The following is a 25,930-nucleotide window of genomic DNA, read 5'->3' on the forward strand; positions in this document are numbered from 1 at the left end:
GTGCCCGGGAGGCGTGATGAGCCAGCAGCCGGTCCTTCTGCCCTACTCCGATCCGGCCTTCGTGGCGGATCCCTTCCCGCTCTACCGACAGCTGCGCGAGGACGGCCCGGTCCGGCGCGCGATCATCGCGGGCGGCCTGGACGCCTGGTTGGTCACCCGTTACGAGGACGGTCTCGCGGCGCTGTCCGACCCAAGACTGAGCAGCGATGTCCGTGACGCATCGGACCCCCGCCTCCTGGGCCAGCTGCCCGAGGTCGAGCGCGAATCGATGATGAGCAGCATGCTGCGCTCCGACCCGCCCGATCACACCCGGCTGCGCCGCCTGGTCTCGAAGGCGTTCACCGCGCGCCGGGTCGCCGAGCTGCGGCCCCGCATCCAGGAGATCACCGACCGGCTGCTGGACGCGGTGGTGCCGGCGGGCCGGGCCGAGCTCGTCGCGGACTTCGCGCTCCCGCTGCCGGTGACCGTGATCAGCGAACTGCTCGGCGTACCGGTGGACGACCGGTACGACTTCCAGCGGTGGACCGACGACATGCTGCTGCGCGGGGAAAAGATGCCGGACCCCGCGATCGTGAACGAGGCGTGGCAGCACATGCGCGGGTACCTCACGAAGCTTCTGGAGGCCAAGCGCGCCCGGCCCGCGGACGATCTCCTCAGTGCGCTGATCAGCGCCCGCGACGAGGAGCAGCGGCTGAACGAGGACGAGCTGATCTCCATGGCGTTCCTGCTGCTGGTCGCCGGGTACATCACGACGGTCAATCTGATCGGCGGCGGCATCGCCGCGCTCCTGGCCCACCCCGACCAGCTTCAGCTGCTGCGGGACGATCCTGAACTGCTGCCCGGCGCGATCGAGGAGTTCCTGCGCTACGACGGTCCGGTCAGCCCGGGCATCGCCCGGTTCGCACGCGAGGACGTGGAGATCGCAGGCGTGACGATCCCGCGCGGCGCGACCGTGCTGATCGCGTCCGCGATCGCCGATCGCGATCCGGCACGGTTCCCCGACCCCGACCGGCTGGACGTCACCCGGCAGGACAACGGTCATCTGGCCTTCGGGCACGGCATCCACTACTGCCTGGGCGCGCCTCTCGCCCGGCTGGAGGGTCAGATCGCCATCGGCACGGTGCTGCGCCGCCTTCCGGACCTGGCCCTGGCCGTGCCGCCGGCCGAGCTGAGCTGGCGGCCCGGCGGGCTGCGCGGCCCGGTGCGGCTACCCGTCACCTTCAGCGGGTGTTCTTCAGGGTGACCCTCCCGGCCTTCTTGGTGAACAGGGCACCGCCGACGCTCATGGAGACGAGCAGGCTGTACTTTCCAGCCGGAATGTCCGAGACGTCGATTCCGTCAGCCCCGGTGCTGAAGTATCCGGAGTCGTAGTTGCCGAGGTCACCTGGCTGTTTGTGCGGCCGCACGGCGTCGGGGTTCTTCTGCACGCTCAGCGGGAAGGAGTGGCATCCGGCCCTGCCCTGGAGTACGAGGTAGTAGGCGGCGTGCGCGTCGCGGTCGGCATTCCTTCCGGGCAGGAAGAAGACACCTTCCGCCTGGATCTTCCGGTCGCGCACCGCCACCTTCTCGGCAGAGAAGCACACTCCGCCGGAATCGACCCCGACGATGCTCCTCTTGACCACCTTGAGGCCGCCCTTGCCGCCGCGGAAGAGAAGCTCCGAGTCGCCGCAGGCCTGGCGTCGGTCGACCGCGTTCTGTGAGATCAGCCGGGTTCGCCGTGCGATCCCCTCGTCCTTGCTCGTGACGCAGACGGAAACGTCATAGGTGCCCTGGGGGAGTTCGGTGAAGGTCAGGTCTCCCTGAGAGGCGAACCCGCCCGTGGCGTACTCGCAGAAGTACTCGTCGAAGTAGTCCCGGTAGAGCCGGATCTCCTTGGTCGTCTCCAGTGGGTACGCCCAGGTTTCGCCGTTCTTCTCCAGGACGAGCTGCTTGGTCTCGGCAGTCGGACCATCGGCCGACTCGCCCGGCAGGAAGGCGTGTCCCTTCAGCTGGAGATGCCCGTCCGCGAACTCGGCACGATTGAGGGTGGCCAGAGCGGTGTCGCGCTTTCGGAGCTCGGCGAGGTATTCGGCGGCCACCTCCGGGTCCTCGGGGTCGGCTCCTATCCGGACCTCTCCCCATCGGGGTGCGGCTCCCTCGGTCAGGGAATACACGATGCTCAGAATGGACGGCAGCGCCTGCCGGACCACCTCGTCGTGCCGTCGCACCGTGGGAGATTCCACGAACAGGAAGTTGAAGTTCTCGTATTCCCGCAGCGCGGGGAGACAGTGCTTGACTTCCTGCTCGTACTGGTAATCCCCGGGAGAGGAAACAACGTATATGTTCCGCTTGAGGTCCGTGTCCTTTTCGAGGACGTCCTTCATGACGGCGTCCATGATGGCCACGTTCTCGTCGGACTGCCCCTCGCCGAGGACGGCGTCTCCGAGCTGGCCGTGGCCCTTTGAGTAACTTCCGAGGAAATACTGCGGCGTCGACGCCACGATGTTCTTGTAGTCGTACTTCAGGCCGTAGTAGAGCGCCGCGCTTCCGCCCTTGGAAGCACCCAGGAGAGTCACCTCGTCCCGGGTCACGCGCAGACGTCGCATGTAGTCCGCTATGAGGGCCTGTATGGACTCAGTGACACTGAAGTCCATGTTCCTGGCGACGTAGTAGGAGGCCCCGCCGTCGAAGTGGTCACGAATCCTGAGGATGTTGCACTTGACGCTCTCCAGCGCGTTACCGAATCCGTACTTGCTGCCCACGGACGAAAACACCACCAGCAGGTGCCGGTGGTCGCCCTGGGCCGGGCGGAACTGGAATTCGACCGGCCACTTCCCGTGCACCTCCACGCCTTCTTTGTAGGCGCGGTTTTTTTGTGTTGCGTAGTTGGGCGACAGCGGGGGCAGGGAATTCTTCATAACGGCGTGCGGACTCTCTGGCCGGGTGCTGGGCTGGGCGGTGCTCCGGCGGAGTATACGGAGTGGCCATCTGGCGGTCATCCAGAGGTAGGTTCTGGACACGCTGGCTTCATGGCGACACGGGCGGAAAGCGCGGCGCGCGGGGGCTGGGGTGCGGCGGGACAATGGGGGTATGGCACAGCACGCCGGACGGTACGGCGAGCGGGTGTTCCGGCCGGAGGACACGGGTGAGGACAGCCGGATCGACCTGGGGGCGCTCGTGTACGACGCCGTCACGATGGACCGGCTGCGGCAGCTGGGCGTCGGCCCGGGGTGGCGATGTCTCGACGTGGGGGCCGGTACGGGCAGTGTGGCGCGGCGGCTGCTGCGGGAGGCGGGGGTGGCGGAGGTCGTGGCGGCGGACCGGGACGTCCGGTTCCTGACCGCCGAGAAGGTTGCGGGGCTGACGCCGTACGAGTCGGATGTCACGTCCGAGGACTTCGCGCCGGGCCGCTTCGACCTGGTGCACGCACGCTTCCTGCTGATGCACCTGCCCGATCGGGTACAGGTGATCCCCCGGCTGGCGGGTCTGCTCACGCCGGGCGGGATCCTGGTCGTCAGCGACGCGGTGGACCTGACCACCGCATACGCCCCGGACGGCCCGTACGCGGCCGCGATGCGGGCCATGTGGCAGGGACTGCGGGACACGATCGGCACGGACGTCACGTGGGTTCCGCGCTGTCCGCAACTGCTGCAGGACGCCGGGCTCGAGTCCGTCGCCGCGGAGATCCATGTGCCGCCCCTGGTGCCCGGCAGTCCCATCAGCCGCTTCTGGGCCGAGACGTGGCAGCGGGCGCGGGAGGCGATGGTCGCGACGGGACTGGTGGACGACGCCGACGTGGACGAGGCCGTCCGCTGCCTCGACTCCCCCGCGTTCACGGGGTTGTCCCCCGGCATGCTGACGGCGTGGGGCCGGGCGCCGGACTGACGGCCCCGGACCGCCGTACGCGCGTGTCGTGGTCGGGTGGGCGGGAGCGCCGTCGCGCCATGACACACCGGCAACGGTGTGACGGGCGTGTCGCGAGGAAGTTGGCGGCGTTCGGCCAGTGACGCCGGACAGTGCCGCTCCCGCCCGCGGATTCCGTCGCTTCAGATGTGACGTTTTCGGCCCGGTTCCGTGTGGAGACTTTGCGAAGAACGCTGGTAATTTGAGAGCGCCGCGATGCCCCGGTGGGACGGGGAGGGGGAGTCAGGGTTTGCGGCCGCTGCTGCGGCAACACCACCAAACCACGTACGTCTGTACGGTCTGCCTGCGCGAGCAACACGGAGTGCGGAGGGAGGCACAGGGGTGGCCCAGGGAGGGCAGGGGGGACGCCATCAAAGTGGCGAGGAGGTGCCTCCGGAACCGGACGCCACCATGCAGTTGAAGGCCCCGGAGCCGGACGTCACCATGCAGTTGAAGATCCCGGCGCAGCCGCAAGCGGCCGCGGACGAGACCATGCAACTGCGCATACCCGAGGGCGGCATACCGGCCGGGTTCCATATATCCGCCGATTCGGTCAACTCCGGTAAATCCGAGGAGTCTGACACCACATCCGGTATATCCGAGGAGTCTGACACTACTTCCGGCATTTCCGAGGAACCTGACACCTCATCCGACATATCCCAGAAACCTGACACCACATCCGGCATATCCGAGCAATCTGACACCGCATCCGACACATCCCGCACATCCCGCACCCCCTCCCGGCGCCGCCGCAAAGCCCCCCGCCCCTCCCCCGCCGCCCGCCTCACCGCGGCCCTCGGCCCCCTGCTGGCCCCCGTGCTCGGCCCTCTCGTCGCCCGCCTCGGCCCCTACGCCCGCCGACTGCGCCCGCAGTACCCCCGGCCGGGCCGCACCGGATGGCGCCGCTGGGTCCCCTCCTGGCGGCAGACCCTCGGTGGCTTCTTCGCCTCCCTCGGTCTGAGCACCCTCTTCCTGGTCGTCGCCTACGCCGCCACGGACATCCCGGACAACCTCAACACCTACGCCACCCAGCAGGACAACGTGTACTTCTGGGCCGACGGCACCCCGATGGCCCGCACCGGCTGGGTGCAGCGACAGGCGATGCCGCTGGAGGACGTACCCGAGGACGTCCGCTGGGCGGTGCTCGCCGCCGAGAACTCGAGCTTCTACAGCGATCCCGGCGTCTCCTTCAAGGGCATCACCCGCGCCCTGTTCCGCACCCTCGGCGCGGGCGACACCCAGGGCGGGTCGACCATCACCCAGCAGTACGTCAAGAACGTCTACCTCAACCAGGACCAGACACTCACCCGCAAGTTCACCGAGGCGATGATCGCGCTCAAGCTCGACAACAAGATGAGCAAGGACGAGATCCTGGAGAGCTATCTCAACACCAGCTGGTTCGGCCGCGGCACCTACGGCATCCAGCGCGCCGCCCAGGCCTACTACGGCAAGGACGTCAGCGAGCTGAACGTCAGCGAGGCCGCCTTCCTCGCGTCCCTGCTCAAGGGTGCCGGCCTGTACGACCCCACGCTCAGCCAGGCGAACCACGAGCGGGCCGTGGAGCGCTGGTCGTGGATCCTCGACCGGATGGTCGCGATCGGCAAGCTGTCGCCGCAGGAGCGCGCCAAGTACCGGACGTTCCCCGCGCCGCTGAAGAGCAATCCGCTGTACGACACCGGCGAGCAGAGCGACTACCTGGTGGAACTCGCCTCCCAGTACGCCAAGAAGACCGCGCGCATCTCCGACAAGGACTTCGACCTCGGCGGCTACCAGATCTACACGACCTTCGACAAGAACCGTGAGGCCCAGCTCACCGACGCCGTCACCAAGGCCCGTGAGCAGGCCAAGAAGGACGATCCGAAGGCCGCCAAGACCGCCCATTTCGGCGCCGCCTCCATCGCGACCGACGGCCGGATCCTCGCCGTCTACGGCGGCCCCGACCACCGTACGCAGGGCTACAACGAGTCCAACGCGACCACCGTGCCCGCCGGTTCGGCGTTCCTGCCGTTCGTCTACGCCGCCGGACTGGAGCACGGCGTACGCAAGACCCGCGACGGCGACCGCACGCCGGTGACCGGGGAGACCCTCTACAACGGCGACGACGGCGTGCCCGTCACCACGCCCGAGGGCCCTTACTGGGACCGCAGCGGCCGCAAGGTCGCCGCACGCAACGACGACGGCAAGTCCTACGGGCAGATCTCCCTGCACCAGGCGCTCGCCCTGTCCGTCAACACCCCGTTCATGCAGCTCGGCATGGACACCGGGCTGGACAAGGTGCGCTCCACCGCCGAGGCGGCCGGGCTGCTGCCCTCCAGCATCGGCGCCCAGGTGCCCACGTTGTCGACCGGCAGCTCCACGCCCAGCGCCATCCGCATGGCCAGCGGCTACGCCACCTTCTCCGCCGACGGCGTGCACACCGAGCCGTACTCGGTGCGGCGCATCACGCACAACGGTCACAAGGTCGCCCTCGACGCGCCGCCCACCCGCCGCGCGATGGGCGCCGACACCGCCCGCGAGGTCCAGTCCGCCCTCACCGACGCCTTCCTGGCCGCCCACCCGGACGCCGCGCCCGCCGGCGCGGAGGTCGCCGGCAAGGTGGGCACGACCGAGGACGACACGGCCGCCTGGTACGTCGGCACCGCCAAGAAGGTGGCCACCGCGGTCGTCGTCTACCGCATCGACCTGAACAAGAGCCTCGAACCCCTGCCGCTCCAGGGACTGGGTGGCACGGGAACCGACAGCGTCCCGTACGGCATCTGGTCACGCGCCATGAGTCCGCTCGGCTGATCACCGACGCGAACCGGCACCGTCCCAGCCCCTGTTCCCAAGAGATTGAGCCGCAAGATGAAACAGCCGTCGGGCCGCCGCCGCAAGGCCCGCGTACCCCGCCACCCCGCGACCCGTCCGGGATTCCTCACCCTGGCGGCGTTCCTCGTCGTCACCTCCCTCGTCGCCGGCTATCTGGTGCTCTCCCGCACCAACAGCACCGCCTCGACCGGGTCGGCCAAGGACGGCTCAGGGCAGCCGTCGTCCTCGCGGGCGACCGAGGAGGCGGAGTGGGACGGCAAGACCAAGGTGCTGGGTGACGGCTCGACGTCCTACACCGGTCCGCAGAAGAACCAGTTCAAGCCGGAGCCGCTCAAGCCCGGTCAGAAACCGCCCCAGTTCGTCGTCTTCTCCTGGGACGGTGCCCTCCAGGGCGACGACGAGCTCTTCTCCCACTACCGGGAGATGGCCAAGCGGTACAACGCGCATATGACCTTCTTCCTCACGGGCATCTACCTGCTGCCCAAGAGCAAGAACGACCTCTACTCCCCGCCGCAGCACCCCAAGGGCACCGCGGCGATCAGCTTCCCCACCGACGAGCACATACGCACCACCTTGGAGCAGCTCGCCGGCGCCTGGGAGGACGGCAACGAGATCGGCACCCACTTCAACGGCCACTTCTGCGGCGAGAAGGGCGGCGGCGACTGGAGCGTCGAGGAGTGGAAGAGCGAGATCGACCAGTTCTACGACTTCGTGGAGAAGTGGAAGACCAACACCGGCTACACCGACATCGACCCGCTGCCCTTCGACATCAGGAAGGCGGTCACCGGCGGCCGCGCGCCCTGCCTGGAGGGCCAGGAGAACCTGCTGAAGGCGGCCAAGAGCTACGGCTGGCGCTACGACGCCAGCTCCGCCGGCGACTTCCAGATCTGGCCGAGGAAGAAGAACGGCATCTGGGACTTCCCGCTCCAGATGCTGCCGTACGAGGGCGGCAAGTACCAGGGCCTGTCCATGGACTTCAACTTCCTCTACAACCAGTCCGACGGCGAGACCGACGGCGACCCGGCGATGTACCCGCAGTGGCAGCAGGAGACGGTCGACGCCTACATGGCGGGCTTCAATCGCGTGTACTACGGCAGCCGGGCCCCGATGTTCATCGGCAACCACTTCGAGGAGTGGAACGGCGGCATCTATATGAAGGCCGTCGACGAGGTCATCAAGACGGTGTGCACCAAGAAGGACGTCAAGTGCGTGTCGTTCCAGGAGCTCGCCGACTGGATGGACGTCCAGAAACCGGCCACGCTGGAGCGGCTGCGCAGCCTGGACCCGGCGCAGTCCCCGGACTGGTCCACGGTCGTGCAGTGACCGCCCCCAGCCCGGCTCGGCGGGCGTCGGTGACGGTCCGATAACTCCCGTGCCGTTGGGGCTGCAACCCCCTTCACACCAGCCACACACGGCATGCAAAGATTCCGCTTGCCTCGGCAGTCCTGCGCCGGGGAAAGAGGGGAACTTCAGTGAAGTCAAGGAAATTGAGCCGTACGCGGCGTCGCGCGACGATACTCACGGCGGCCGCCGCCTCGGTCGTCGCGGGTGCGGCGCTGCTGCCCAACTGGAGCGCGGGCGCGTCCACGGCCGAGCCCGAGGTGGACGCCAAGACCAAGGCCACGTTTCAACGACTGGCCGACGCGGTCTTCACCGACCGTACCAACGCGCTGGTCGACAAGCCGGGCAAGGGCAAGAAGCCTCTGATCGACGGCTTCTCCGGCGACGTCGCGGTCTCCTCCGGGGCCGCCCGCACCGAGGACAGCGCCCTGGATCAGCTCGGCGATCGCAAGGACGGGCTCGCGCGGCTCGGCGAGAAGTACAGCGCGGCGAGCACCTCCGTCACCCTGGACCGCACCAGCGTCAGGGGCCGCAAGGCCGTCGTCGCGGTCACCGAGACCACGACGCTGACGTACAAGAAGGTCCGTGGCGATGAGCCGAGGACGACCGGATTCCAGGCGCACCACAAGCTGACCTTCAAGGCCGACAAGGACGGCAACTGGCGGCTGACGGACATCCGCGAGACCGACGACGGCTATCTCGCGGTCAACCAGACCGCCAAGCCCAAGGTCGCCGCGGCCACCACCACCGCCGACGACACCATGCCGTCGGCCCCGCGCGCGGCCATCACCCGGCCCGCGCCGTCCAACCCGAAGAACTTCACCGCGAGCGGCTACGACTACAAGGCGATGGCCGCCTACGCGGAGAAGTACTGGCGCAACTACAACCCCGACTACCCGGACTTCAACGGGCAGGGCGCGGGCGGCGACTGCACCAACTTCGTCAGCCAGTCCCTGAAGGCGGGCGGCTGGAAGCACGTGCCCGGCTATGTGTACGACTACACGCGGTGGTTCGGCAACGCCGACATCCAGTCGCACTCGTTCGTCGGCGTCAACGAGTGGTCGTGGTTCGCGCTGAACTCCAAGCGCGTCACCAGCCTCGCCAACGTCTACCAGATGGACGTCGGCGATGTGCTCCAGATCGACTTCGACAAGGACGGGTCCAAGGACCACACGATGATCGTCACGTACCGCAGCCCGCAGGGCGTGCCGTACCTGACGTACCACTCCACCAACACCTACCGCCGGTCGGTGGCGAGCATCATCGCGTCGTACCCGAACGCCGCGTACTACGCCTACCGCACCTGATCGGCACCGCCCGGCCGATCCGCCGCTCCGGCCCCGCCAGGCCGGAGCGGCTGCGGCTGAGCGTCAGGACGGGGCGAGGACGCAGAACTCGTGGCCCTCCGGTTCGGCCAGGCACGTCCACGGGACGTCGCCCTGGCCGATGTCGAGGTCGGTGGCGCCGAGGGTCCGCAGCCGGGCCACCTCCGCTGCCTTGTCGTCACCGGGGTACGGCAGCAGGTCGAGATGGATGCGGTCGGGCACGGTCTTCGCGTCGGGCGTGCGGAGGAACTCGAGATACGGGCCGACACCCTTGGCGGAGCGCAACACCGCATGGTCGTCGGTCACCTCGTGCAGGGTCCAGTCCATCGCCTCACCCCAGAACCGGGCCATGGCCCGCGGATCCGCACAGTCGACCACCACCGCGGCGATCGGCCCGGTGTCCCAGTAGATCTCCCGAGGCTCCAGCACGCAGAACTCGTTGCCCTCGGGGTCGGCGAGGACCGTCCACGGCACATCGCCCTGGCCCACGTCGGCGGGCGTCGCACCCACCGCCTTCAGGCGCGCGACCAACTCCGCCTGATGGGCCGCAGAGGTGGTGGCGAGATCGAGGTGCGTACGGTTCTTTGTCGTGGTCTTGGCTTCCGGGACGGGAATGACGTCCACGCAGACGGCGTCCGGGTGCGGCCAAACGACGCCGCCGGCGGGTCCGACGTAGGTGACCACGCCAAGACTGTAGGCACTCCAGCCGAGCGCCTCCGCCCAGAACCGGTCGACCGTCGACGTATCAAGAGCCTTTATGTTCACCTGAACAGGTCGCAGTGCCATGCGGGCGATCCTAAATGGCCTCGATCACCCCCGCGGTGCGAGGCCGGGCTACAGGTCGAAGCCGATGTCTTCGACATCGGTGAACTCCACGTCGAGGCCGTGTGCGCGTCGGTTGCGGTCGCGGAAGTAGATCTCGCCCAGGCCCTCGGCCGCGATGCGGCGCAGCTGCTGTTCGGTCGCCCCCTGTTCCTGTGCCTCGAACAGGCGCGCCGCGTACTCGGGTGGCAGCGCCACGGTGAGGTGGCGCAGTCTCGCGTCGTCGGTCGTGCCGGGTGCGGCGGTGTAACCGAAGCGGGCGCGGGTGTCGATGACGATGCCGCCCGTGGTGGCCGCGGTCTGCTTGGCCCTGGCGCGGATCTGCGGCTGCCACCGCCGCTTCACCTCGCGCTCCAGCCGGTCCGCGAGGTCCGGGCGAGGGCGCCTGATCTGGTCCTTCACATACCGTTCGACGGTGCGCTGGGTGATGCCGAGCAGCTCGGCCACCGGCCTGGTGCCCTTGAGCTGCTTGACGAGGTAGCGCATCTGCGCGCCCGCGCTCTTCGGGATGGGGCGGGTGAACGCCTTCTGCAGCGCGGCGTTCAGGCCTTCCCCGACCGTGTCCATCGGACTCGTCTCCTACTCTCCGTCGTCCTTGGCGCTGACCTCGCCCGTCTTGATGTACCGGGCGAGGTTGAGGAACTGGCCGTGCTTCTCGCGCACTTCCTCGGCCCACAGGGTGGTCTGGGTGCCCTCGTGCTTGACCATGCCGGGCGACACACCGAGGCGGAAGCTGCCGGGCACCGTCCGGCCTTCGGCGTCGTACGGCAGGACGTGCAGCGGGCCGGGTCCGTCGGCGGCGTACACGGCGCAGTCCGACAGGACCGCCACCGGGTAGCTGCCGGTGGCCGCGGCGAGGGCGACCATCTTGCGGTGCATGTTGACGCGGGCCCGGGAGATGACGGCCGCGCGGATGTCGGGCCGCCACGTCGCCCGTGACAGAGCAGGCCACGCCTGGCCCGGCTTCCAGCCGCCGCCGCGCGCCCGCTCACGCAGCTTGCCGATGCCGCCCTTCACCGTGGACTTGATCGCGTCCAGGACGATCGCCATCTGCGGGTCGCGCTGCTTGTAGCCGTCCATCGCCTCCAGGAACTCCCCCGGCGTCAGCTTCTCGCCCACGCCCAGGTCCGCCATGGTGTCGACGTAGGCGTTGCGGAGCCGCTTGTACCAGGCGTCCAGGTACTTGCCCTTCTCCCGCCGCACCCACGCCTCGACCGGCGCGACCTCGTAGCCGAGCTCCACCGCGTACGCCACCGTCGGCGTCGCGTACCAGGCCGGGCCCGTGGGCCGCTCGCCGGTCGGCGTGAACGGGCTGGGCAGCAACTCGCCTTCGAGCCGCCGCCACTGCTTGCCGACCAGGACACGGGAGAGGTCGACGTGGGAAAGGTCGACCAGCCACGCACCGGGCAACGTCGGGTCGAAGGCGGGGCGGGTGACATGCACCGGCGGCTGGGAGAGGCCGACGACCACGCCGTTCGCGGCGGCGCCGAAGGCGAGGTTGACGTCGATGCCGACCAGGTAGCGCCGCATGCACTCGGCGTCGGTGAGCTCGCGCGCCCAGTCGTAGGCCTCCTCGAACAGCATCTCCGCAGGTCCCCGCTGGTGGAACCGGGGCAGATCCGCGAGCAGCGGGTGCCCGTCGGGGGCCTCGCACGGGGCGCAGTCGATCGGGTGCTCGCCCAGCGATCCGGGCCGGTGTTCCTTGTGCCGCTTGCCGGTCTCGTCCGGTTCGCTCGCGCGGGTCGGCGGGTTCAGGGCGGTCATCAGCTCAAGCCCCGTTACGGCGGTGGAGCCGCGCGGCGTCATCACGCGCCGCGCGTACGTGCCGAGCAGCCGGGCGAGTTCGGCCGGCGGCAACTGCGCGGCGTCGCCCCAGGTGCGCGCGTCGAGGGCGTTCCATGACGGGACGCACAACTGCACGCACTGCCGCGTGCGTCCCTGGGCGGGGCGGTAGATCCGCGCCCACGGGCCGAACCCACGCTTGGTCAACTGCCAGTCCGCGCGCTGCAGTTGCTTGAGAATCTTGTGCCCGTCCGGGAGCCGCCCGGCGAGCCGGTCGCTCTCCGACAGCGTCACGGGCAGCCCGTACCGCCGGCAAGCGGCCTCGGTGAGCACCAGCAGAGGATCGGCGTCCTTGCCGGAACCATGCAGCTTCTCCGCCCCGAGCTGTGCCTCCTTCAGCGTCCACTCCAGCAGCGCCGGGAGCGACTTGGCGGGGACGTCCAGGACCAGTCCGCCGACGCAGTACGCCGTGACCTGCCGGTCGGCGTCGGCATCGACGACGGCGAGCGGGCCGTTCGCGAATCGGGGGTCGGTGCCCGCCGCCGCGGCAGGGGTCGTCCTGGGGGCGGCCTTCTTCGGGCCCGGGCGAGGCGACGGCGGTGACGGCTCCGCCGGGGTGGCGGCTTCCGGGGCCGGGGCAGGGTCGGTGGGGGTGGCGTGCTCGTCGGCCGTGTCCTGCGCGGGCGCGGGGTCGCTGGTGTCGGCGGGGTAGAGTTCCGCGAGCTGCTTCAGCAGGCGTGCGTACGCTTCCCGCTCCGGCGGCCGCGGCTCCGTTCGGCCCGCCTCCCAGCCGCTCACCGTCGCCCGCCGCACCTGCAGCGCGGCGGCCACCTCGTCCAGCGTCAGCCCGTGCGCCTGGCGCAACCGCTTGCGCTCCGCGGGAGGCGGCAGGGGGGAGCGGGACGCGACCAGGGCGTCGACCGCGCTGAACAGCTCGGACATGGTGCACCTCCTGTGCCGCCACCCTAGCGTGAAGCGCACCTTTCGCGTACCAAGCGCGTACCGACGGCGTTCATCGCACGCGAGGTCCTGATCATCGGGCACAACTGGGCGCGGCCATCGCCGCGAACTCGACGCACAGACGGGGAACGCCCAGGGCGGAGACGATCCGCCCTGGGCGTCAAAACAGTGCGCGCTCTACGGCTGGTTCCGCAGAACCCGCGTCAGGGATGTCACGGATAGATACGCGGCAGCAGCGCGAAGTCGTCCGCGTTCGGCACCGTGGTCGATGTCCGCGAGCTGTACATGCAGCTCGACGTGGAGGTGCCGTGGCCGAGCCCGAGCACGTGACCCGCCTCGTGGCAGGCGGTGTTGCGGCGCTGGGCGGCGGTACCGCCGTAGTAGTCGTTCAGCTGCATCGAGACGCTGCCGTCGATGAAGTACCGGTCGCCGTTGTACCGGTAGTACGTGACGCCGGTCCAGCCGGTGTTGCCGTAGTTGCTGCTGTAGGCGTGCACGCAGTGCCGTCCGCCGCCCGGGCAACCCGCCGTGTACCACCGGTAGTAGGAGTCGATGCCCACCGACTCGTGCCACTTCGGGACCACGGCGGTCATCGGCCAGGCCGAGGAGGTGTGGTCGAGGAAGTACACCTGCGGGTCGGCGTAGCCGTTGTGCGCCCAGCGGACGGGCGAGCACTCCAGTGTGCGGGCCGAGCCGTACGAGCAGGGCAGCGCGAGTGTCGTCACGTCACCCGACGCGGGCGCCTGCACCCCCTGCAAGCCCCTCGCCTTGAGCTTCTTGACCAGGGCGGCGGCGGTGATCCCCGGCGCCGGACGGTACACCGCGACGGACGTGGTGCCGTCGGCGTGCTCCTCGACCGCGTAGACGTTGCCGGTCGCGTCGGCCTGGCCCGCTGCGGGTGCGGCCTTGGGGCTCGGTGTGGCGGCCTGGGCCGGTATCCCCAGGCTCACGGCGAGCACGGTGAGCACCGTCAGTACCCAGCCGTTGGTTCTGCCTTTCAACAGGCGCTTCATGGTGGAGTGTTCTCCCTTGCTCGGTGGTGGTCGTATGGCGCACTGAGCAGGGAAGGGAAAAGTGAGGTCTGCTGACAGGCGGCGCTCGCCGCCCAGAAGGATCTGTTCCGGCCCCCGAATTTCCCCCGCCCCCGACCCGGCACGGTCAATGCCAGGCGTGTACACGACAAGCTAACGGCGTGTCGATGCCATGACAATACGCACGACCGCGCAACGCCTTGCGTTTTCCGAACGGTGCCGGGTGGGAACTCGTGCGCTCGTCCGGACCCGTACGGGACGCAGGAGGCCGACGTGACCGACCCGCAGCACACCCGCCAGAACCCGGTGACACAGCACCCGACGCCCGAGTTTCCGGCGCAGGACCAGCCGCACCCCGGCTGGACCGGTCCGATGGACCCACCGCCGGATCACGGTGAGGAGTCCTATCGCGGCGCCGGTCGGCTCACGGACCGCAAGATCGTCATCACGGGCGGGGACTCCGGCATCGGCCGCGCCGTGGCGCTCGCGTTCGCCCGTGAGGGCGCGGACGTGCTGTTCACCCACCTGCAGCAGGAGGAGAACGAAGCGCGCGAGACATCCCGGCTGGTGGAGGACGCAGGCCGCAAGGCGGTCGCGGTCTCCTGCGACATCCGCGAGGAGGAGAACTGCCGGGCGCTGATCGAGCGGGCGGTCGGCGAGTTCGGTCGTATCGACGTGCTGGTGAACAACGCCGCCTACCAGATGTCGCAGCCGGACGGTATCGAGGCGATCCCGACTGAGCAGTTCGACCGGGTGATGCGCACCAACCTCTACGGGATGTTCTGGCTGACGAAGTTCGCCCTGCCCCACATCCCGGAGGGCGGCAGCATCATCAACTCCACGTCGGTACAGGCGTACAAACCCAGCCCGCACCTGCTGGACTACGCGATGACCAAGGGCGCGATCGTGACCTTCACCCAGGGGCTGGCCCAGATGCTCGCCAAGCGGGGGATCCGCGTCAACGCGGTCGCGCCGGGGCCGGTGTGGACGCCGCTGATTCCGGCCACGCTGCCCGACACAGTGGAGTTCGGCAAGCAGAGCCCGCTGGGCCGGCCGGCACAGCCCGCCGAGCTGGCGCCCGCGTACGTCTACCTGGCCTCCCAGGAGGCGAGCTTCATCACGGCGGAGATCCTCAACGCGACCGGTGGCACGCCCCTGCCGTAGCACTGGACGAATCCCGGAGGCACAGCGATGAGCGAGCAGACACCGTCCCAGGCCGAAGGCGAGCGGGACGACGACATGGGCATCGAGGCCCTGCTGCGCGACCCGGGCCGGCGTGCCGCCGACCCACCCCGGACCACTCCTTCCCAGGCGGAGGGGGAACGCGACGACGAGGAAGAGGAGCGATCGCTGCCCGGCGAGAGGGGGCCGGAAGCCCGTTCCGGAGCCGAGAGTCAGCCCCGAGACCGGTGAGGGGAGGGGTACGCCTCACCGGCAAGGGCACGGAAAGGAACCACGAACATGCGGCACGACGAAATGATCGGCAAAGTGCAGGCCCTGGCTCACCTCCCGGATCGTGGGTCCACCGAGCTCGCGACCCGGTCGGTGCTCCAGACGCTGGCGGAAAGGGTGCCGACCGGTCTCGCCGACCACATGGCCGCGCAGCTCCCCCGCGATCTGGCGGCCTGCATCCATGACGTGACCGACTCGGCGGCCTCGGAGGGACGGCCGAGCGGTGCGGGAGAGCGGTTCGACCTGACGGCTTTCGCCGGGCGGGTCGCCGTCCGGGCCGGTACCACGGAGGACAGGGCACTCCGGTACTGCGCCGCGGTGCTGGAGGTTCTCGACGCCGCGGTCTCGCCCGAGGAGATGCGGAAGCTGACCGACGCCCTGCCCACCGACATCCGCGAACTGCTGCCCACGGCACGGGCCGACGAGCCCGCGGAGTAGCGAGCACATGCGCGTGGGTTCGGTCACGACCCCTCGGGTACCCGAGGTGTCCGGGACGTACGTGCGAAGAATGCCAAGAACAGGAGCGCGACGATGGCTCCCGCGACAAGCCGCCTCAGTGCTGTTCCCGAGCCCGATCAGGAACCGGATCTTCTGGGCCAGTATCTGCGGCAGATCGCGGCGACACCGCTGCTCGACGCGGCTGACGAGGTCCGGCTGGCGCAGCGCATCGAGGCCGGTGTGCGCGCCATGGAGGAGTTGGAGCAGGCCGCGAGCGGCGACCGCGACCTGACGCCTGAGCGGCGGCGCGAATTGGAGGCTGCCATGCGCGACGGGCAGGCGGCCAAGGACCACATGGTCCGCGCCAACCTCCGCCTCGTGGTGTCGATGGCCAAGCGCCACGCCCATCGCGGGCTGCACCTGCTCGACGTCATCCAGGAGGGCAACCTCGGGCTGATCAGGGCCGTGGAGAAGTTCGACTACACCAAGGGTTTCAAGTTCTCCACCTATGCGACGTGGTGGATCCGCCAGGCCATCGAACGCGGCGTGGCGACGCACGCCCGTGCGGTACGGCTGCCGGTGCACGTCGTGGAGCAGCTGCAGAAGCTCGCCAAGGTCGAACGCACGCTGCGTCTGCGTCTCGACCGGGAGCCGACCGTCGAGGAGGTGGCCCGCGAGGGCGGTGTCGCCGAGGACAAGGTCACCTGGCTGCGCAGGGTCGGACGGCAGGTGGTCAGCCTGGACACCCCCGTGGACGAGACCGGCGAGACGGTCGTCGGGGACCTCATCGCCGACACCGAGGTGCTGCAGGCCCCGGAGGTTGCCGAGTTCCAGGCACTCGCCGAGGAACTCAGGGGCGCCATGGACACGCTGGCACCGCGCGAGGCGATGATCCTCAGCCTCCGGTACGGCATGCACGACGGACGGCCGCGCACCCTGCAGGAGGTCGCCAAGCACGTGGGTCTGACGCGCGAACGCGTCCGTCAACTGGAGAAGCAGTCGCTGGCGCAGCTGCGGGAGCAGGAGCCGGGCGAGCGGCTCCTGGAGTGGGCGACCTGACGACCCAGGCCTGAGGTACGGAGCGCGGCCGCTGGGTACTCGCTGTGGATCGAGGCACAGCGGAGGTGGACCGTGCGTCAGCGCCTGCGGACAGCCCGTTGTCTGTGCGACTTCGATTCCTCGGTGGCAGCGGTGCGGGCGGTGGGCCGGTTTCTTCGCGGCAAGGACTTCAAGGGGCTGGGCATCGCTCCGGGATCCGCGTGGGCGGCCGACCTGATCGCCCATCTGCCCTCCCCGGCGCGACGACGACTGTTCATGCTCGGCGCCCACCTGCAGGGCGCACCGCTCACGCAGGTCCGCCGAGTGGGCGGCGAGGATCTGGCGGCCTGGACCACCGACCAGTACGGCCCCGGCCCGTACCCCGCGACCTTCATCGGGTCCGGCAGCGGGGCCGCCGTCCACCTCGCCGCCGCCCTGCACGCTCCCGTTCTGCCCCAGACGTACCTCGTGCCCGTGCGGGCCCGACTCGACCCCGACCAGCCGCGCGCGGCCATGACAGCGGGCCTGCAGTTCGGCCGGCAGATGGTGGCGGCCAATCCCGACCTCGCCCTGTGCCATATGCACGACCCGGTCCAGGACCGGGCGATGCTCGTGCGCTTCATGTACTTCCGGTTCAAGCGGCTCCGGCTGGGCGCGGTGCTGGAACGATTCCTGGAGCAGCGGCTCGCTCCGGGCGCGACCATCTTCATCGTCGACTGCACCCTCACCTGGCCCATGGCGGTACTGGGTGACCGGCACCGCTTCCAGTTCGGCGCCCTCGGCGGCATGCCGCCCGACGAGTACGCCGGCGGCAGCGACCGCGTCGCCCGGCACCTCGCCGAGCAGAAGTCCGCCGTCCGCCAGTGGGACGCCCCGCCACCGGACGAGCGGTATCCGGAAGCGGAATGGGGGTACGACGACAGCCTCACGGCCGACATCACGGCGCTGGCGGCACGCTGCGGCTACCGGGTGCGCCGCATCACCATCGGCGAACCGGAGCACCTCAGCCCGCTCGTCGCCGACCTGTACCGCTGGTGGTACCGCCGACGGGGCCTGCCGGGGGACCGGCTGCTCGTCGAGACGTACAACCAGTGGGAGCCGTACTGGGCGCTGCGGCTGGGCGCCGTCCCGTTCTGGCTGCAGTTCACCGCCGAGTCCTCACTGCACCTGCTCGAACGCTGGCTGGAGCAGAACAAGGACCCCTACCGGCACATCCACGTGAATCTCTTCTCCAACGGTCTGCGCTCGGTCGGTCAGGTCCCGGCCGGGCAATGGCGCGAGCTCGCCCGGCGGTATGCCGGCGCGCAGGGCGGGCTGCTCGGAGTGGACGAGCGGGCCTTTCCCGAGGACATCGGCAGCACGTTGCGCTATCAGCCCGCCCTGGCGTCCCTGCCCGAACGCCATCCGCTGCCGCCCCCGCTGGGCCTGGCGGAGCTGGACGAGTTCCTCGCCGAGCAGCGGCACACGGACGCCTGCCGACTGGTGGGGATCGAAACCGTCGGTACGGCCGCGAGCTGAAAGGTCCGCTCAGGGCGTCTCTTGCGAACCTGCCCCGGGGCAGCAGCGTCGTGACCTCCTCCGCCCAGGCTCGCAGCACGAGGGGATCACGGCTGCCGCGCACGCCGCTCCCGCGTGCGTCGCGCAGGGGTGGAGTCCGCGACCAACGGCGCCGGGCCCCGGCCGGTGGCCCGCAGCCAGTCGGCCAGCGCCAGTGACAGCCCGTGCACATCCAGCGGCCCGGGCGGGCCCGGCGTACGCCCGAAGCCGGGCAGGTCCACCGCCACGGCACACCACCTGGCGTCAACTCGTGTGCGTGCCAGTCCCTCACCGGGAGGCGGCTCGGCGGCAGGTGCCCACGGCCACGCCCACGCCGACGACGGTGGCCGCGAGGGCCAGGCGGCGGACCGCGGTCCTGCGCCGCCCGCCCCAGCCGCCGCCGACCGAGCCGGTCCCGGGCGCCGGTACGTGCAGGTTGCCGTGCGTCGCCGGGGCCGGGTCCTCGGTGAGGTGAGCCCGGTCCACCTGGCGCGCCGCCGCCCGCTCCATCCACCCGGGAGCCGTCCGCGACTGCAACGCGATGGCCCGCCCCATCGGGCCGACCACCACCTCACGCCGTGGTACGCGGACGACGTCCACGATGGCGTGGGCGACCCGCTCGGCGCTGTACACCGGCGGCATGGCCACGACCTTGCGGCCCGTGTAGTTGGCCGCGTGCTGGAACAGCGGGGTGTCGATGCTGGCCGGCAGCACCGTGCACACGTGGATCCTCCCGGCCTCGCCCGCGATCCGCAGCTCCTGCCGCAGGCTCGCGCCGAGCGCCCGGACGGCGTGCTTCGACATGACGTACGCGTGGGTGTACGGCTGACTGACCAGCCCGGCCACGGACGAGACGTCGACGAGGGTGCCGCTGCCCTGCTTCCGCATGGTGCGCAGCGCTGCCCGCGCCCCGTGCACGTATCCCATGACATTGACGTCGATGACCTTGCGGAAGTCCTCCAGCGGCACCTCCTCGAACGGCCCGAACACGCTGACGGCCGCCGCGTTGACCCACACGTCGATCCGCCCGAACCGCTCGACCGCGCGCCGGGCGAGAGCGTCGACCGCCGCGACGTCCGTGACATCGGTCGGAACGACCAGCGTCTGGGCGCCCCGGTGCCGCTCGCACTCCCGTGCGGCCGCCTTCAGGGCCTCCTCGCCCCGGGCGGCCAGCACCACGGCACAGCCCTTACGGGCGAACGCTTCGGCCGTCGCCCTTCCGATACCGCTCGACGCCCCCGTGACCACCACTACCGCATCGCGCACGCGCATCCTGCCGCCTCCTCGGGAATGACCGGGCCGGAGTTCATTCGCCCTGCTCCGACCCCCTCTCAGCACGTAGACGCTCGTCGCACCACCGCCGGGCGGCGTCGGCGACGTCCTCAAGCGCCCCGGGCTCTTCGAACAGGTGGGTGGCGCCCGGCACGACGTGCAGTGAGTGCGGGGCGTTGAGTCGTCGGGCCGCCTCCTCGTTGAGCCGCAGCACCTCCCGATCCTCGCCCCCGACGATCAACAGCACCGGCGCCCGTACGGCGTCCAGGGCGTCGTCGGCCAGGTCGGGCCGTCCGCCCCGTGACACGACGGTCAGCACACGCTCCGGGCGTTCACCGGCGGCGACCAGGGCCGCGGCGGCACCCGTGCTGGCGCCGAAGACGACGATCGGGAGGCCTCGGGTGTCGGGCTGCGCATTCAGCCAGTCGATCGCGGCGACCAGACGGCGGCCCAGGAACGGAATGTCGAAGCGGTGCTCGCCCGTCAGCGCGTCATGCCGTTCTTCCCGCTCGCTGAGCAGGTCCATCAGCAAGGTGCCCATTCCGGCGGTGCGCAGCTCGGCGGCGACCATCCGGTTGCGCGGGCTGTGCCGGGAACTGCCGCTGCCGTGTGCGAACAACACCACCGCCCGCGCGGGCGTCGGCACGACGAGATCGCCCGGGAGCATCGCGTCGTCGGTGGGTACCAGAACCATCTCGGAAATCATCGACACCAACTTCTTCCCCGGCCCGTCGGCCTTGCGAATCGATGGATCCACTTCTCCCCGACCGCGTACCCGCCTCGCCGCACGACGATCGCCACCTGCGCAACCGTCGTCTCTCGGAGATCCGGACGGCTACTTCCGTCCACTTTGGGTAACATGATGAACATATTGAGTTACTACCACCCTGTGATCGAAAGCGGTTGAGCATGGCGGTAGCGCAGAGGACCGGCATATCAGCGGCGGCGGGGGACGCCAACGCCGCGGCGGACGAACCGCTCGTCTCGCCGGTGAATTCACACAACGAGTGGGATCCGCTGGAGGAAATCATCGTCGGGCGTCTCGAAGGCGCGACGATCCCTTCCGGACATCCGGTCGTGACCTGCAACATCCCGCCGTGGGCAGCGCGATTGCAGAAGCTCGCCGCCGGTTTCAAATATCCGGACATCCTGATCGAGCGGGCGCAGCAGGAACTCGACGAGTTCATCACCCTGCTGGAGTCGCTCGACATCACCGTCAGGCGCCCGGACGCGGTCGACCACAAACGACGCTACGGCACCCCCGACTGGTCGTCGCGCGGTTTCTGCAACACCTGTCCGCGCGACAGCATGCTGGTGATCGGCGACGAGATCATCGAAACGCCGATGGCCTGGCCGTGCCGGTATTTCGAGACCCACTCCTATCGCCCGATCCTCAAGGACTACTTCCGGCGCGGTGCGCGCTGGACGGCGGCGCCGAAGCCGCAGCTCACCGACGAGCTGTTCGAGCCGGATTTCCGTATCCCCGACTCGGACGAACCCATGCGCTACATCCTCACCGAGTTCGAGCCCGTGTTCGACGCGGCGGATTTCATACGCGCGGGACGAGACCTGTTCGTCACGCGGAGCAATGTCACCAACCGGATGGGCATCGACTGGTTGCGCCGCCATCTCGGGCCCGGCTATCGCATCCACGAGATCGAGAGCCGCTGCCGTACGCCCATGCACATCGACACGACCTTCGTCCTGCTCGCACCCGGCAAGGCACTGGTCAATCCCGAATACATCGACGTCGACCGGCTGCCCGACGTCCTGAGCTCGTGGGAGATCCTGGTCGCCCCCGAGCCCAGGCCCATCGACGAGCGCCTGCTCAAAATCACGTCGATGTGCGGCAAATGGCTCAGTATGAACGTGCTGATGGTCGACGAGAAGCGGGTCATCGCCGAGCGGCATCACACCGACATGCTGCGCGCGCTCGAGACCTTGGGCTTCGAGCCGATCCCCTGCGACCTGCTGCACTACGCACCGTTCGGCGGCTCATTCCACTGCGCGACACTCGACGTCCGGCGTCGCGGCACGCTCGAATCGTATTTCCCCTGATGAATCCTGCGGGCGTGTGGTCGTGAAGCGTCTGCGGTATTCGGTCGGGGTGGTGCCCAGGTGGCGAGCGAAGGCACGGCGGAGGGTTTCGTCGCTGCCGAGCCCACTGTGGTGCGCTGCCGAGGTCACGCTGTGCCCGTCGAGGAGGAGTTGCTGCGCGCGATCGAGGCGGACGCGCTCGACCCAGCGAGCGGGTGTGGTGTTCAGTTCGGCCTGAAACAGCCGGGTCAGGTGCCGGGCGCTGACGGCGGCGGACGCGGCCATGGTGGGCAGGCTGTGGTCGGCGGCCGGGTCGGCGAGTATTGACGCGGTCAGCGAGCGCAGCAGGTCGCTGCGGGCCGGCGGGGTCACCAATGCCGTGGAGAACTGCGACTGCCCGCCCGGGCGCTGCATGAAGACGACCAGTTCGCGGGCAGCCGACCGGGCCGCTTCCGCTCCGTGGTCGTCCTCGACCAGCGCGAGGGCCAGATCGATGCCCGCGCTGATGCCCGCGGAGGTGACGTACCGGCCGTCCCGGATGTGGAGGGCGTCCGGCTCGACCCGCACCCGGGGGTAGCGGCGGGCCAGCGTCTTGGCGTGCCGCCAGTGTGTGGTCGCCCTGCGCCCGTTGAGCAGGCCCAGCTCGGCGAGGACGAAGGCGCCGCTGCAGACCGACGCCACCCGCGGCGTCCGCTCGGCGAGGACGGCGGCCGCTGCCAGCAGCTCCTCGCCCGGTGACTGTTCGGCGAGCAGGTCGGCTCCGGCGACCACGAGCGTGTCGATCGGCCCGACGTCGGCCGCCGCCATGGTCCGGGCCAGTGCCAGGCCCGAGGAGGTCGTGACGTCACCGCCGCGTGGGGAGGCCAGCACGGGCGTGTAGCGGTGACCGAGCCGTCCCGCCTGGTGCAGCACCTCCAAGGGGCCGCTGACGTCGAGCAGGGTCACCCCGCCGAAAACAGGAAGGCAACCCGATGTGTCATGTCCGAATCTGTGGGTTGTGTGGCGGCAAGGACATGGCAACAGGGTAGGCCACCGGGCGACTTTGAGGGAGATCACCGATCGCGCAAGGGAACGATCGAGTAGGGAACGCGAAACCGCAGCTCACGGCAGTCACTGGAGAGCCCGTTGCGATTAACGTCGCGACGACGGGTTCGGGAGGAGGCTGCTGGAAGAAGGGACAGCTCCGCTGCCACCTCGCCCGGCGGCCCACCTCACGTTCGCCGATCGGTAAATTCGGGGCATCGCCACCGGCGCCATGGGCGAACCCTCCAGGTGCGGATCACACAGCTGCCCGAGCCGATGGCCGACTCCGGCTCACCCGGACGCGCCGATCCGAACGGCCCACAGTCAACTCGCAAGCCGCACGCGCAGCGCCGACGATGAGTGCGATTGACCGCGCAAGGCGTAAAGGATGACAAGATGCCCCTCAGCCACCTCGGTCGCGCCGGCAAGGCCCACCATCGAGCCATCGTGTCCGCACTCAGCTGTGTCCTGGGGGCCGGGGCCCTCGTCGGGTGCGACGGCGGCGGCCAGGACACCGGCTTCTCGCCACGGCCCACCCCCACCAGTCCCGATACGGCAGCCTTTTCCGGAATGCCGCCGTCGGCCCTGGCTTCCGCAGCAGCCTCCGCGATCGCCTCCGCTCACGCCTCGGCCTCGGCAGCGGCCTCCTCCGCATATGCCCGCGCCTCGGAGTTCGAAGCATCCGTTGAGGCCGAGGCCGCCCGCGCCAGCGCCGCCGCGGAGAAGGCGCTCAAGAACGTCACGGGGCGCGGCAACGCTCTGTCCGAGGTCGGCATGACGGGCCTGCCCAGGAACCAGACCAGCGGGCTGCTCGCGGTCCTGGTCACGATCACCAACAAGACCGACCACAAGGCCTCGTACGCCGTGCAGATCGACTTCGAAGACTCCAACGGAAAAGTTGTCGAGACCGAATTTGTCGGCGCGGAGAACCTCGCCCCTGGCAAGAAGGAACAACCCATCGCCTTCAGCCGACAACCCCCGGAGGCAAAACTGACACCCCGCCTTGCCAAGGCGCAGCGGTACTGACCTGCGAGGCGACAGCGCGCCTCGCACGCCTGTCCAGGTGGCAGCAACGTATCGCCGGAGTGATGCTGGGAGGCCGAAGCAAGTGATGGAGGAGCGGTGGGCAACCTGGTCGTCGTCGGAGCGGACGGCTCGTCGTCGAGTCTTGCCGCGGCGGAAGCGGCGGCCCGGGAAGCCCGGCGGCGTCGTGCGGAGCTGCGTGTGGTGTACGCCTTCAGCTGGCCGGTCAGGCCCATGTATGCACCGCTGGACCCGTCGCCGTTCAATCGCCTGGTGCACGATGCCGCGCAGCGTGCCCGGAGCGTGGCGCCCGAAGTGGAGGTCACCGAGGCCGTGGTGACCGGTGACGCGGTGTCGGTGCTGGAGGCCGAATCGCGTGCCGCGGACCTGGTGGTGGTCGGCTCCCGGGGTATGGGGGGCTTCATCGGCATGCTGCTGGGGTCGACGGCGGTGTCCCTCGCCGCCCACAGCCGGTGTCCGGTGCTGGTGGTCCGCGAGGAACCGGCCGACGCCGGGCCGATCGTGCTGGGTGTCGACGGCTCCCCTGGTGGTGAGAAGGCGGTCGACTTCGCCTTCTCGGAGGCGGCGCTGCGGGGAGCTGAGATCGTCGCCGTGCACGCGTGGCTGCCGGACTATGCGCCGGTCGGTACGGGCGTCGAGAGCGCGGAGCGTCTGCTGGCCCAGGCGCTCGCCGGCCGTACGGAGAGGTATCCGGACGTCACCGTCAGACATGAAGTGGCGAGCGGCGAATCCCGCGAGGTGTTGATCGAGGCGAGCAGGACCGCGCAGCTCGTGGTCGTCGGAGCCAGGGGGCGCGGCGGTTTTGCCGGGCTGCTCCTGGGTTCGGTGAGCCAGGCGGTGCTGCACCACGCGCACTGCCCCGTCGCCGTCGTCCGCGGCAGGGCGTGACCAGAGCTTGCGTGGTGAGGGTCGCCCGTCGCGTGAGGTCCCGCCGTTAGACGAAGACGATGGTGGATGCCGCCGGGACCGACAGGGAACCAGCGCGGTGGGGGATGCCTGTCGTGGAGTCGACGTCCAGCCATGTGACGTCGCCTGAGCGCTCGTTCGCCGCATACAGGCGCGTGCCCGACGGGTGCAGGACCAGATCGCGCGGCCATCGACCCCCGCACGGCACCGACGCGACGAGGTCCGCCTGCTCGCCGACCGCGTCGAGGGTCAGGACGGCGATGGTGTCGGTGCCGCGTACCGCCGCCCACAAGTGGCGGCCGTCGTATGAGACGACCGGCGCCGAGGGAGAGACGGCATGGGGGGTGCCGTCCGGGAACAGCGATGTCGCCTTCACCGGCTCGAGCACCCCGGCGGTGGCGTCCCATCGGCACACGGTGACGGTGGGCTCGAGCTCGCCGAGGACGTACGCGTGATCTCCGGCCGGGTGGAAGGCGAGGTGACGCGGACCGGTGCCGGGCCGCAGTGCGGTCTCCCTGTGCAGCGTCAGCTTGCCCGCTGGTACGTCCAGGGAGCAGATCCGCACCGAGTCGGTGCCGAGGTCGACGCTGAGCACCCAGCGTCCCGAGGGATCGGGAAGCACCTGGTGCGCGTGCGGGCCCGTCTGGCGGGCGGGGTCCGGGCCAGTGCCCTGGTGGCGCAGCACGTCGCTGGCGGGCTGTGGGGTGCCGTCGGCGGCGAGCGGCAGCACGGTGACGCTGCCGGATTCGTAATTGGCGGTCAGCAGGTGCCCGCGAGCGACCGCGAGATGGGTGGGTGACTCCCCGTGCACGGCCACGGGTGCGCACATCGGGCGGGGCACCGGACCGGCGATGTCGTAGGCGGCGACCGCTCCCTGTGCCGTCTCGGAGACGGCGTAGAGGACCGGGCCCGCCTCCGGGTGCTCGACGGTGAGATACGACGGGTCGGCCACGGCATCGACGACGTCGGTCCCGGTCAGCGCTCCGGTCGCCGGATCCACGGTGGCCGCCATGATTCCGCGCCCGCCCGCCGAGGTGAACGACCCGATGAAGGCTCGCTCTGTGCTTTTGTCACCCACAGCGTCCTCCGCCCTTGCTCGCTCGCGAAACCGACGCTAGCCAGGTGTCGCCGGTGCGGCATCACGCGATGCGGCGTGTGGGCGGCAGGTTCAGCAACATGGCTGTGGGGGATGCGGAGGTGGTTTGCGCCTTGGTCGGGTCGCGAGCCGGCTCG

The 25,930-nt window shown here is 69.7% G+C and carries 23 protein-coding genes; 13 read left to right on the forward strand and 10 right to left on the reverse strand.

Annotation, left to right across the window (positions count from 1 at the left end; translation table 11 throughout):
- Positions 1–16: 16 nt before the first annotated feature.
- The gene (locus tag SSP24_RS00210) at positions 17–1,243 is read left to right on the forward strand and encodes a cytochrome P450 family protein (RefSeq protein ID WP_141306469.1); all 1,227 of its coding nucleotides are present in this window, start codon (positions 17–19) and stop codon (positions 1,241–1,243) included.
- On the opposite strand, the gene SSP24_RS00215 is transcribed toward SSP24_RS00210, so the two are convergent.
- Complete coding sequence (locus SSP24_RS00215) at positions 1,221–2,828, reverse strand: hypothetical protein (protein ID WP_229864820.1); 1,608 nt, start codon at positions 2,826–2,828, stop codon at positions 1,221–1,223. The two genes, SSP24_RS00210 and SSP24_RS00215, sit on opposite strands and share 23 nt — an antisense overlap.
- A gap of 241 nt (positions 2,829–3,069) precedes the next feature.
- Between SSP24_RS00215 and SSP24_RS00220 the strand changes: the two genes are divergently transcribed.
- The 4 genes from SSP24_RS00220 to SSP24_RS00235 all read left to right on the forward strand — a co-directional run bounded on the left by SSP24_RS00220 (position 3,070) and on the right by SSP24_RS00235 (position 9,338).
- Positions 3,070–3,864: a class I SAM-dependent methyltransferase gene (locus SSP24_RS00220; protein WP_141306470.1), complete on the forward strand. Its 795-nt coding sequence runs from the start codon at positions 3,070–3,072 to the stop codon at positions 3,862–3,864.
- 462 nt (positions 3,865–4,326) lie between these two features.
- Positions 4,327–6,669 (forward strand): transglycosylase domain-containing protein, encoded by a 2,343-nt coding sequence (locus SSP24_RS00225; RefSeq protein ID WP_373306648.1) that lies wholly within the window; start codon positions 4,327–4,329, stop codon positions 6,667–6,669.
- Between the two features lie 57 nt (positions 6,670–6,726).
- Positions 6,727–8,013, forward strand: a complete 1,287-nt coding sequence (locus tag SSP24_RS00230) for a polysaccharide deacetylase family protein (protein ID WP_141306471.1) — start codon at positions 6,727–6,729, stop codon at positions 8,011–8,013.
- A gap of 164 nt (positions 8,014–8,177) precedes the next feature.
- On the forward strand, positions 8,178–9,338 hold the full coding sequence (locus tag SSP24_RS00235; protein ID WP_229864819.1) for an amidase domain-containing protein: 1,161 nt from the start codon (positions 8,178–8,180) through the stop codon (positions 9,336–9,338).
- A gap of 63 nt (positions 9,339–9,401) precedes the next feature.
- Here SSP24_RS00235 and SSP24_RS00240 read toward each other — a convergent pair whose 3' ends face one another.
- The 4 genes from SSP24_RS00240 to SSP24_RS00255 all read right to left on the reverse strand — a co-directional run bounded on the left by SSP24_RS00240 (position 9,402) and on the right by SSP24_RS00255 (position 13,933).
- A complete protein-coding gene (locus SSP24_RS00240; RefSeq protein WP_141306473.1) occupies positions 9,402–10,142 on the reverse strand; it encodes a VOC family protein in 741 nt (246 codons plus the stop codon).
- 48 nt (positions 10,143–10,190) lie between these two features.
- Positions 10,191–10,745 carry a telomere-protecting terminal protein Tpg gene (gene tpg, locus SSP24_RS00245; protein ID WP_141306474.1) on the reverse strand — a complete coding sequence of 185 codons (555 nt, stop codon included), beginning with the start codon at positions 10,743–10,745 and terminating at the stop codon, positions 10,191–10,193.
- Between the two features lie 12 nt (positions 10,746–10,757).
- A complete protein-coding gene (gene tap / locus SSP24_RS00250) occupies positions 10,758–12,902 on the reverse strand; it encodes a telomere-associated protein Tap (RefSeq protein ID WP_141306475.1) in 2,145 nt (714 codons plus the stop codon).
- A 230-nt stretch (positions 12,903–13,132) separates the two neighbouring features.
- Complete coding sequence (locus tag SSP24_RS00255) at positions 13,133–13,933, reverse strand: matrixin family metalloprotease (RefSeq protein ID WP_141306476.1); 801 nt, start codon at positions 13,931–13,933, stop codon at positions 13,133–13,135.
- Between the two features lie 291 nt (positions 13,934–14,224).
- Here SSP24_RS00255 and SSP24_RS00260 point away from each other — a divergent pair, with 291 nt between their 5' ends.
- The 5 genes from SSP24_RS00260 (at position 14,225) to SSP24_RS00280 (ending at position 18,397) form a co-directional block, all read left to right on the forward strand.
- Positions 14,225–15,115, forward strand: coding sequence for an SDR family oxidoreductase (locus SSP24_RS00260; protein WP_141306477.1), 891 nt, complete (start codon positions 14,225–14,227; stop codon positions 15,113–15,115).
- Positions 15,116–15,142: 27 nt separating this feature from the next.
- Positions 15,143–15,364, forward strand: coding sequence for a hypothetical protein (locus tag SSP24_RS00265; RefSeq protein ID WP_167529467.1), 222 nt, complete (start codon positions 15,143–15,145; stop codon positions 15,362–15,364).
- 48 nt (positions 15,365–15,412) lie between these two features.
- Positions 15,413–15,841 carry a DUF2267 domain-containing protein gene (locus SSP24_RS00270; RefSeq protein ID WP_141306478.1) on the forward strand — a complete coding sequence of 143 codons (429 nt, stop codon included), beginning with the start codon at positions 15,413–15,415 and terminating at the stop codon, positions 15,839–15,841.
- A 93-nt stretch (positions 15,842–15,934) separates the two neighbouring features.
- Positions 15,935–16,900: a sigma-70 family RNA polymerase sigma factor gene (locus SSP24_RS00275; RefSeq protein ID WP_141306479.1), complete on the forward strand. Its 966-nt coding sequence runs from the start codon at positions 15,935–15,937 to the stop codon at positions 16,898–16,900.
- A 123-nt stretch (positions 16,901–17,023) separates the two neighbouring features.
- On the forward strand, positions 17,024–18,397 hold the full coding sequence (locus SSP24_RS00280; protein ID WP_141306480.1) for a hypothetical protein: 1,374 nt from the start codon (positions 17,024–17,026) through the stop codon (positions 18,395–18,397).
- Positions 18,398–18,483: 86 nt separating this feature from the next.
- Here the strand turns inward: SSP24_RS00280 and SSP24_RS00285 are convergent, their stop codons facing one another.
- The 3 genes from SSP24_RS00285 to SSP24_RS00295 are packed head-to-tail and all read right to left on the reverse strand — an operon-like array spanning position 18,484 to position 20,393.
- Entirely contained in the window at positions 18,484–18,663 is a 180-nt protein-coding gene (locus tag SSP24_RS00285) for an alpha/beta fold hydrolase (RefSeq protein ID WP_218037058.1), read from the reverse strand.
- A 40-nt stretch (positions 18,664–18,703) separates the two neighbouring features.
- Entirely contained in the window at positions 18,704–19,687 is a 984-nt protein-coding gene (locus SSP24_RS00290) for an SDR family oxidoreductase (RefSeq protein WP_141306481.1), read from the reverse strand.
- Positions 19,688–19,721: 34 nt separating this feature from the next.
- Positions 19,722–20,393: a dienelactone hydrolase family protein gene (locus tag SSP24_RS00295; RefSeq protein ID WP_141306482.1), complete on the reverse strand. Its 672-nt coding sequence runs from the start codon at positions 20,391–20,393 to the stop codon at positions 19,722–19,724.
- A 203-nt stretch (positions 20,394–20,596) separates the two neighbouring features.
- Here SSP24_RS00295 and SSP24_RS00300 point away from each other — a divergent pair, with 203 nt between their 5' ends.
- A complete protein-coding gene (locus SSP24_RS00300; protein WP_141306483.1) occupies positions 20,597–21,745 on the forward strand; it encodes an amidinotransferase in 1,149 nt (382 codons plus the stop codon).
- Here SSP24_RS00300 and SSP24_RS00305 read toward each other — a convergent pair.
- Positions 21,683–22,669 carry a GlxA family transcriptional regulator gene (locus SSP24_RS00305; RefSeq protein ID WP_229864818.1) on the reverse strand — a complete coding sequence of 329 codons (987 nt, stop codon included), beginning with the start codon at positions 22,667–22,669 and terminating at the stop codon, positions 21,683–21,685. The genes SSP24_RS00300 and SSP24_RS00305 overlap by 63 nt on opposite strands.
- Before the next feature lie 474 nt (positions 22,670–23,143).
- Between SSP24_RS00305 and SSP24_RS00310 the strand changes: the two genes are divergently transcribed.
- Positions 23,144–23,773 carry a hypothetical protein gene (locus tag SSP24_RS00310; protein WP_141306521.1) on the forward strand — a complete coding sequence of 210 codons (630 nt, stop codon included), beginning with the start codon at positions 23,144–23,146 and terminating at the stop codon, positions 23,771–23,773.
- A gap of 96 nt (positions 23,774–23,869) precedes the next feature.
- The gene (locus tag SSP24_RS00315) at positions 23,870–24,679 is read left to right on the forward strand and encodes a universal stress protein (protein WP_141306485.1); all 810 of its coding nucleotides are present in this window, start codon (positions 23,870–23,872) and stop codon (positions 24,677–24,679) included.
- Between the two features lie 46 nt (positions 24,680–24,725).
- Here SSP24_RS00315 and SSP24_RS00320 read toward each other — a convergent pair whose 3' ends face one another.
- Entirely contained in the window at positions 24,726–25,775 is a 1,050-nt protein-coding gene (locus tag SSP24_RS00320; protein WP_141306486.1) for a lactonase family protein, read from the reverse strand.
- Between the last annotated feature and the right edge of the window lie 155 nt (positions 25,776–25,930).

Source organism: Streptomyces spinoverrucosus (assembly GCF_006539505.1).
Taxonomy (GTDB): domain Bacteria; phylum Actinomycetota; class Actinomycetes; order Streptomycetales; family Streptomycetaceae; genus Streptomyces; species Streptomyces spinoverrucosus.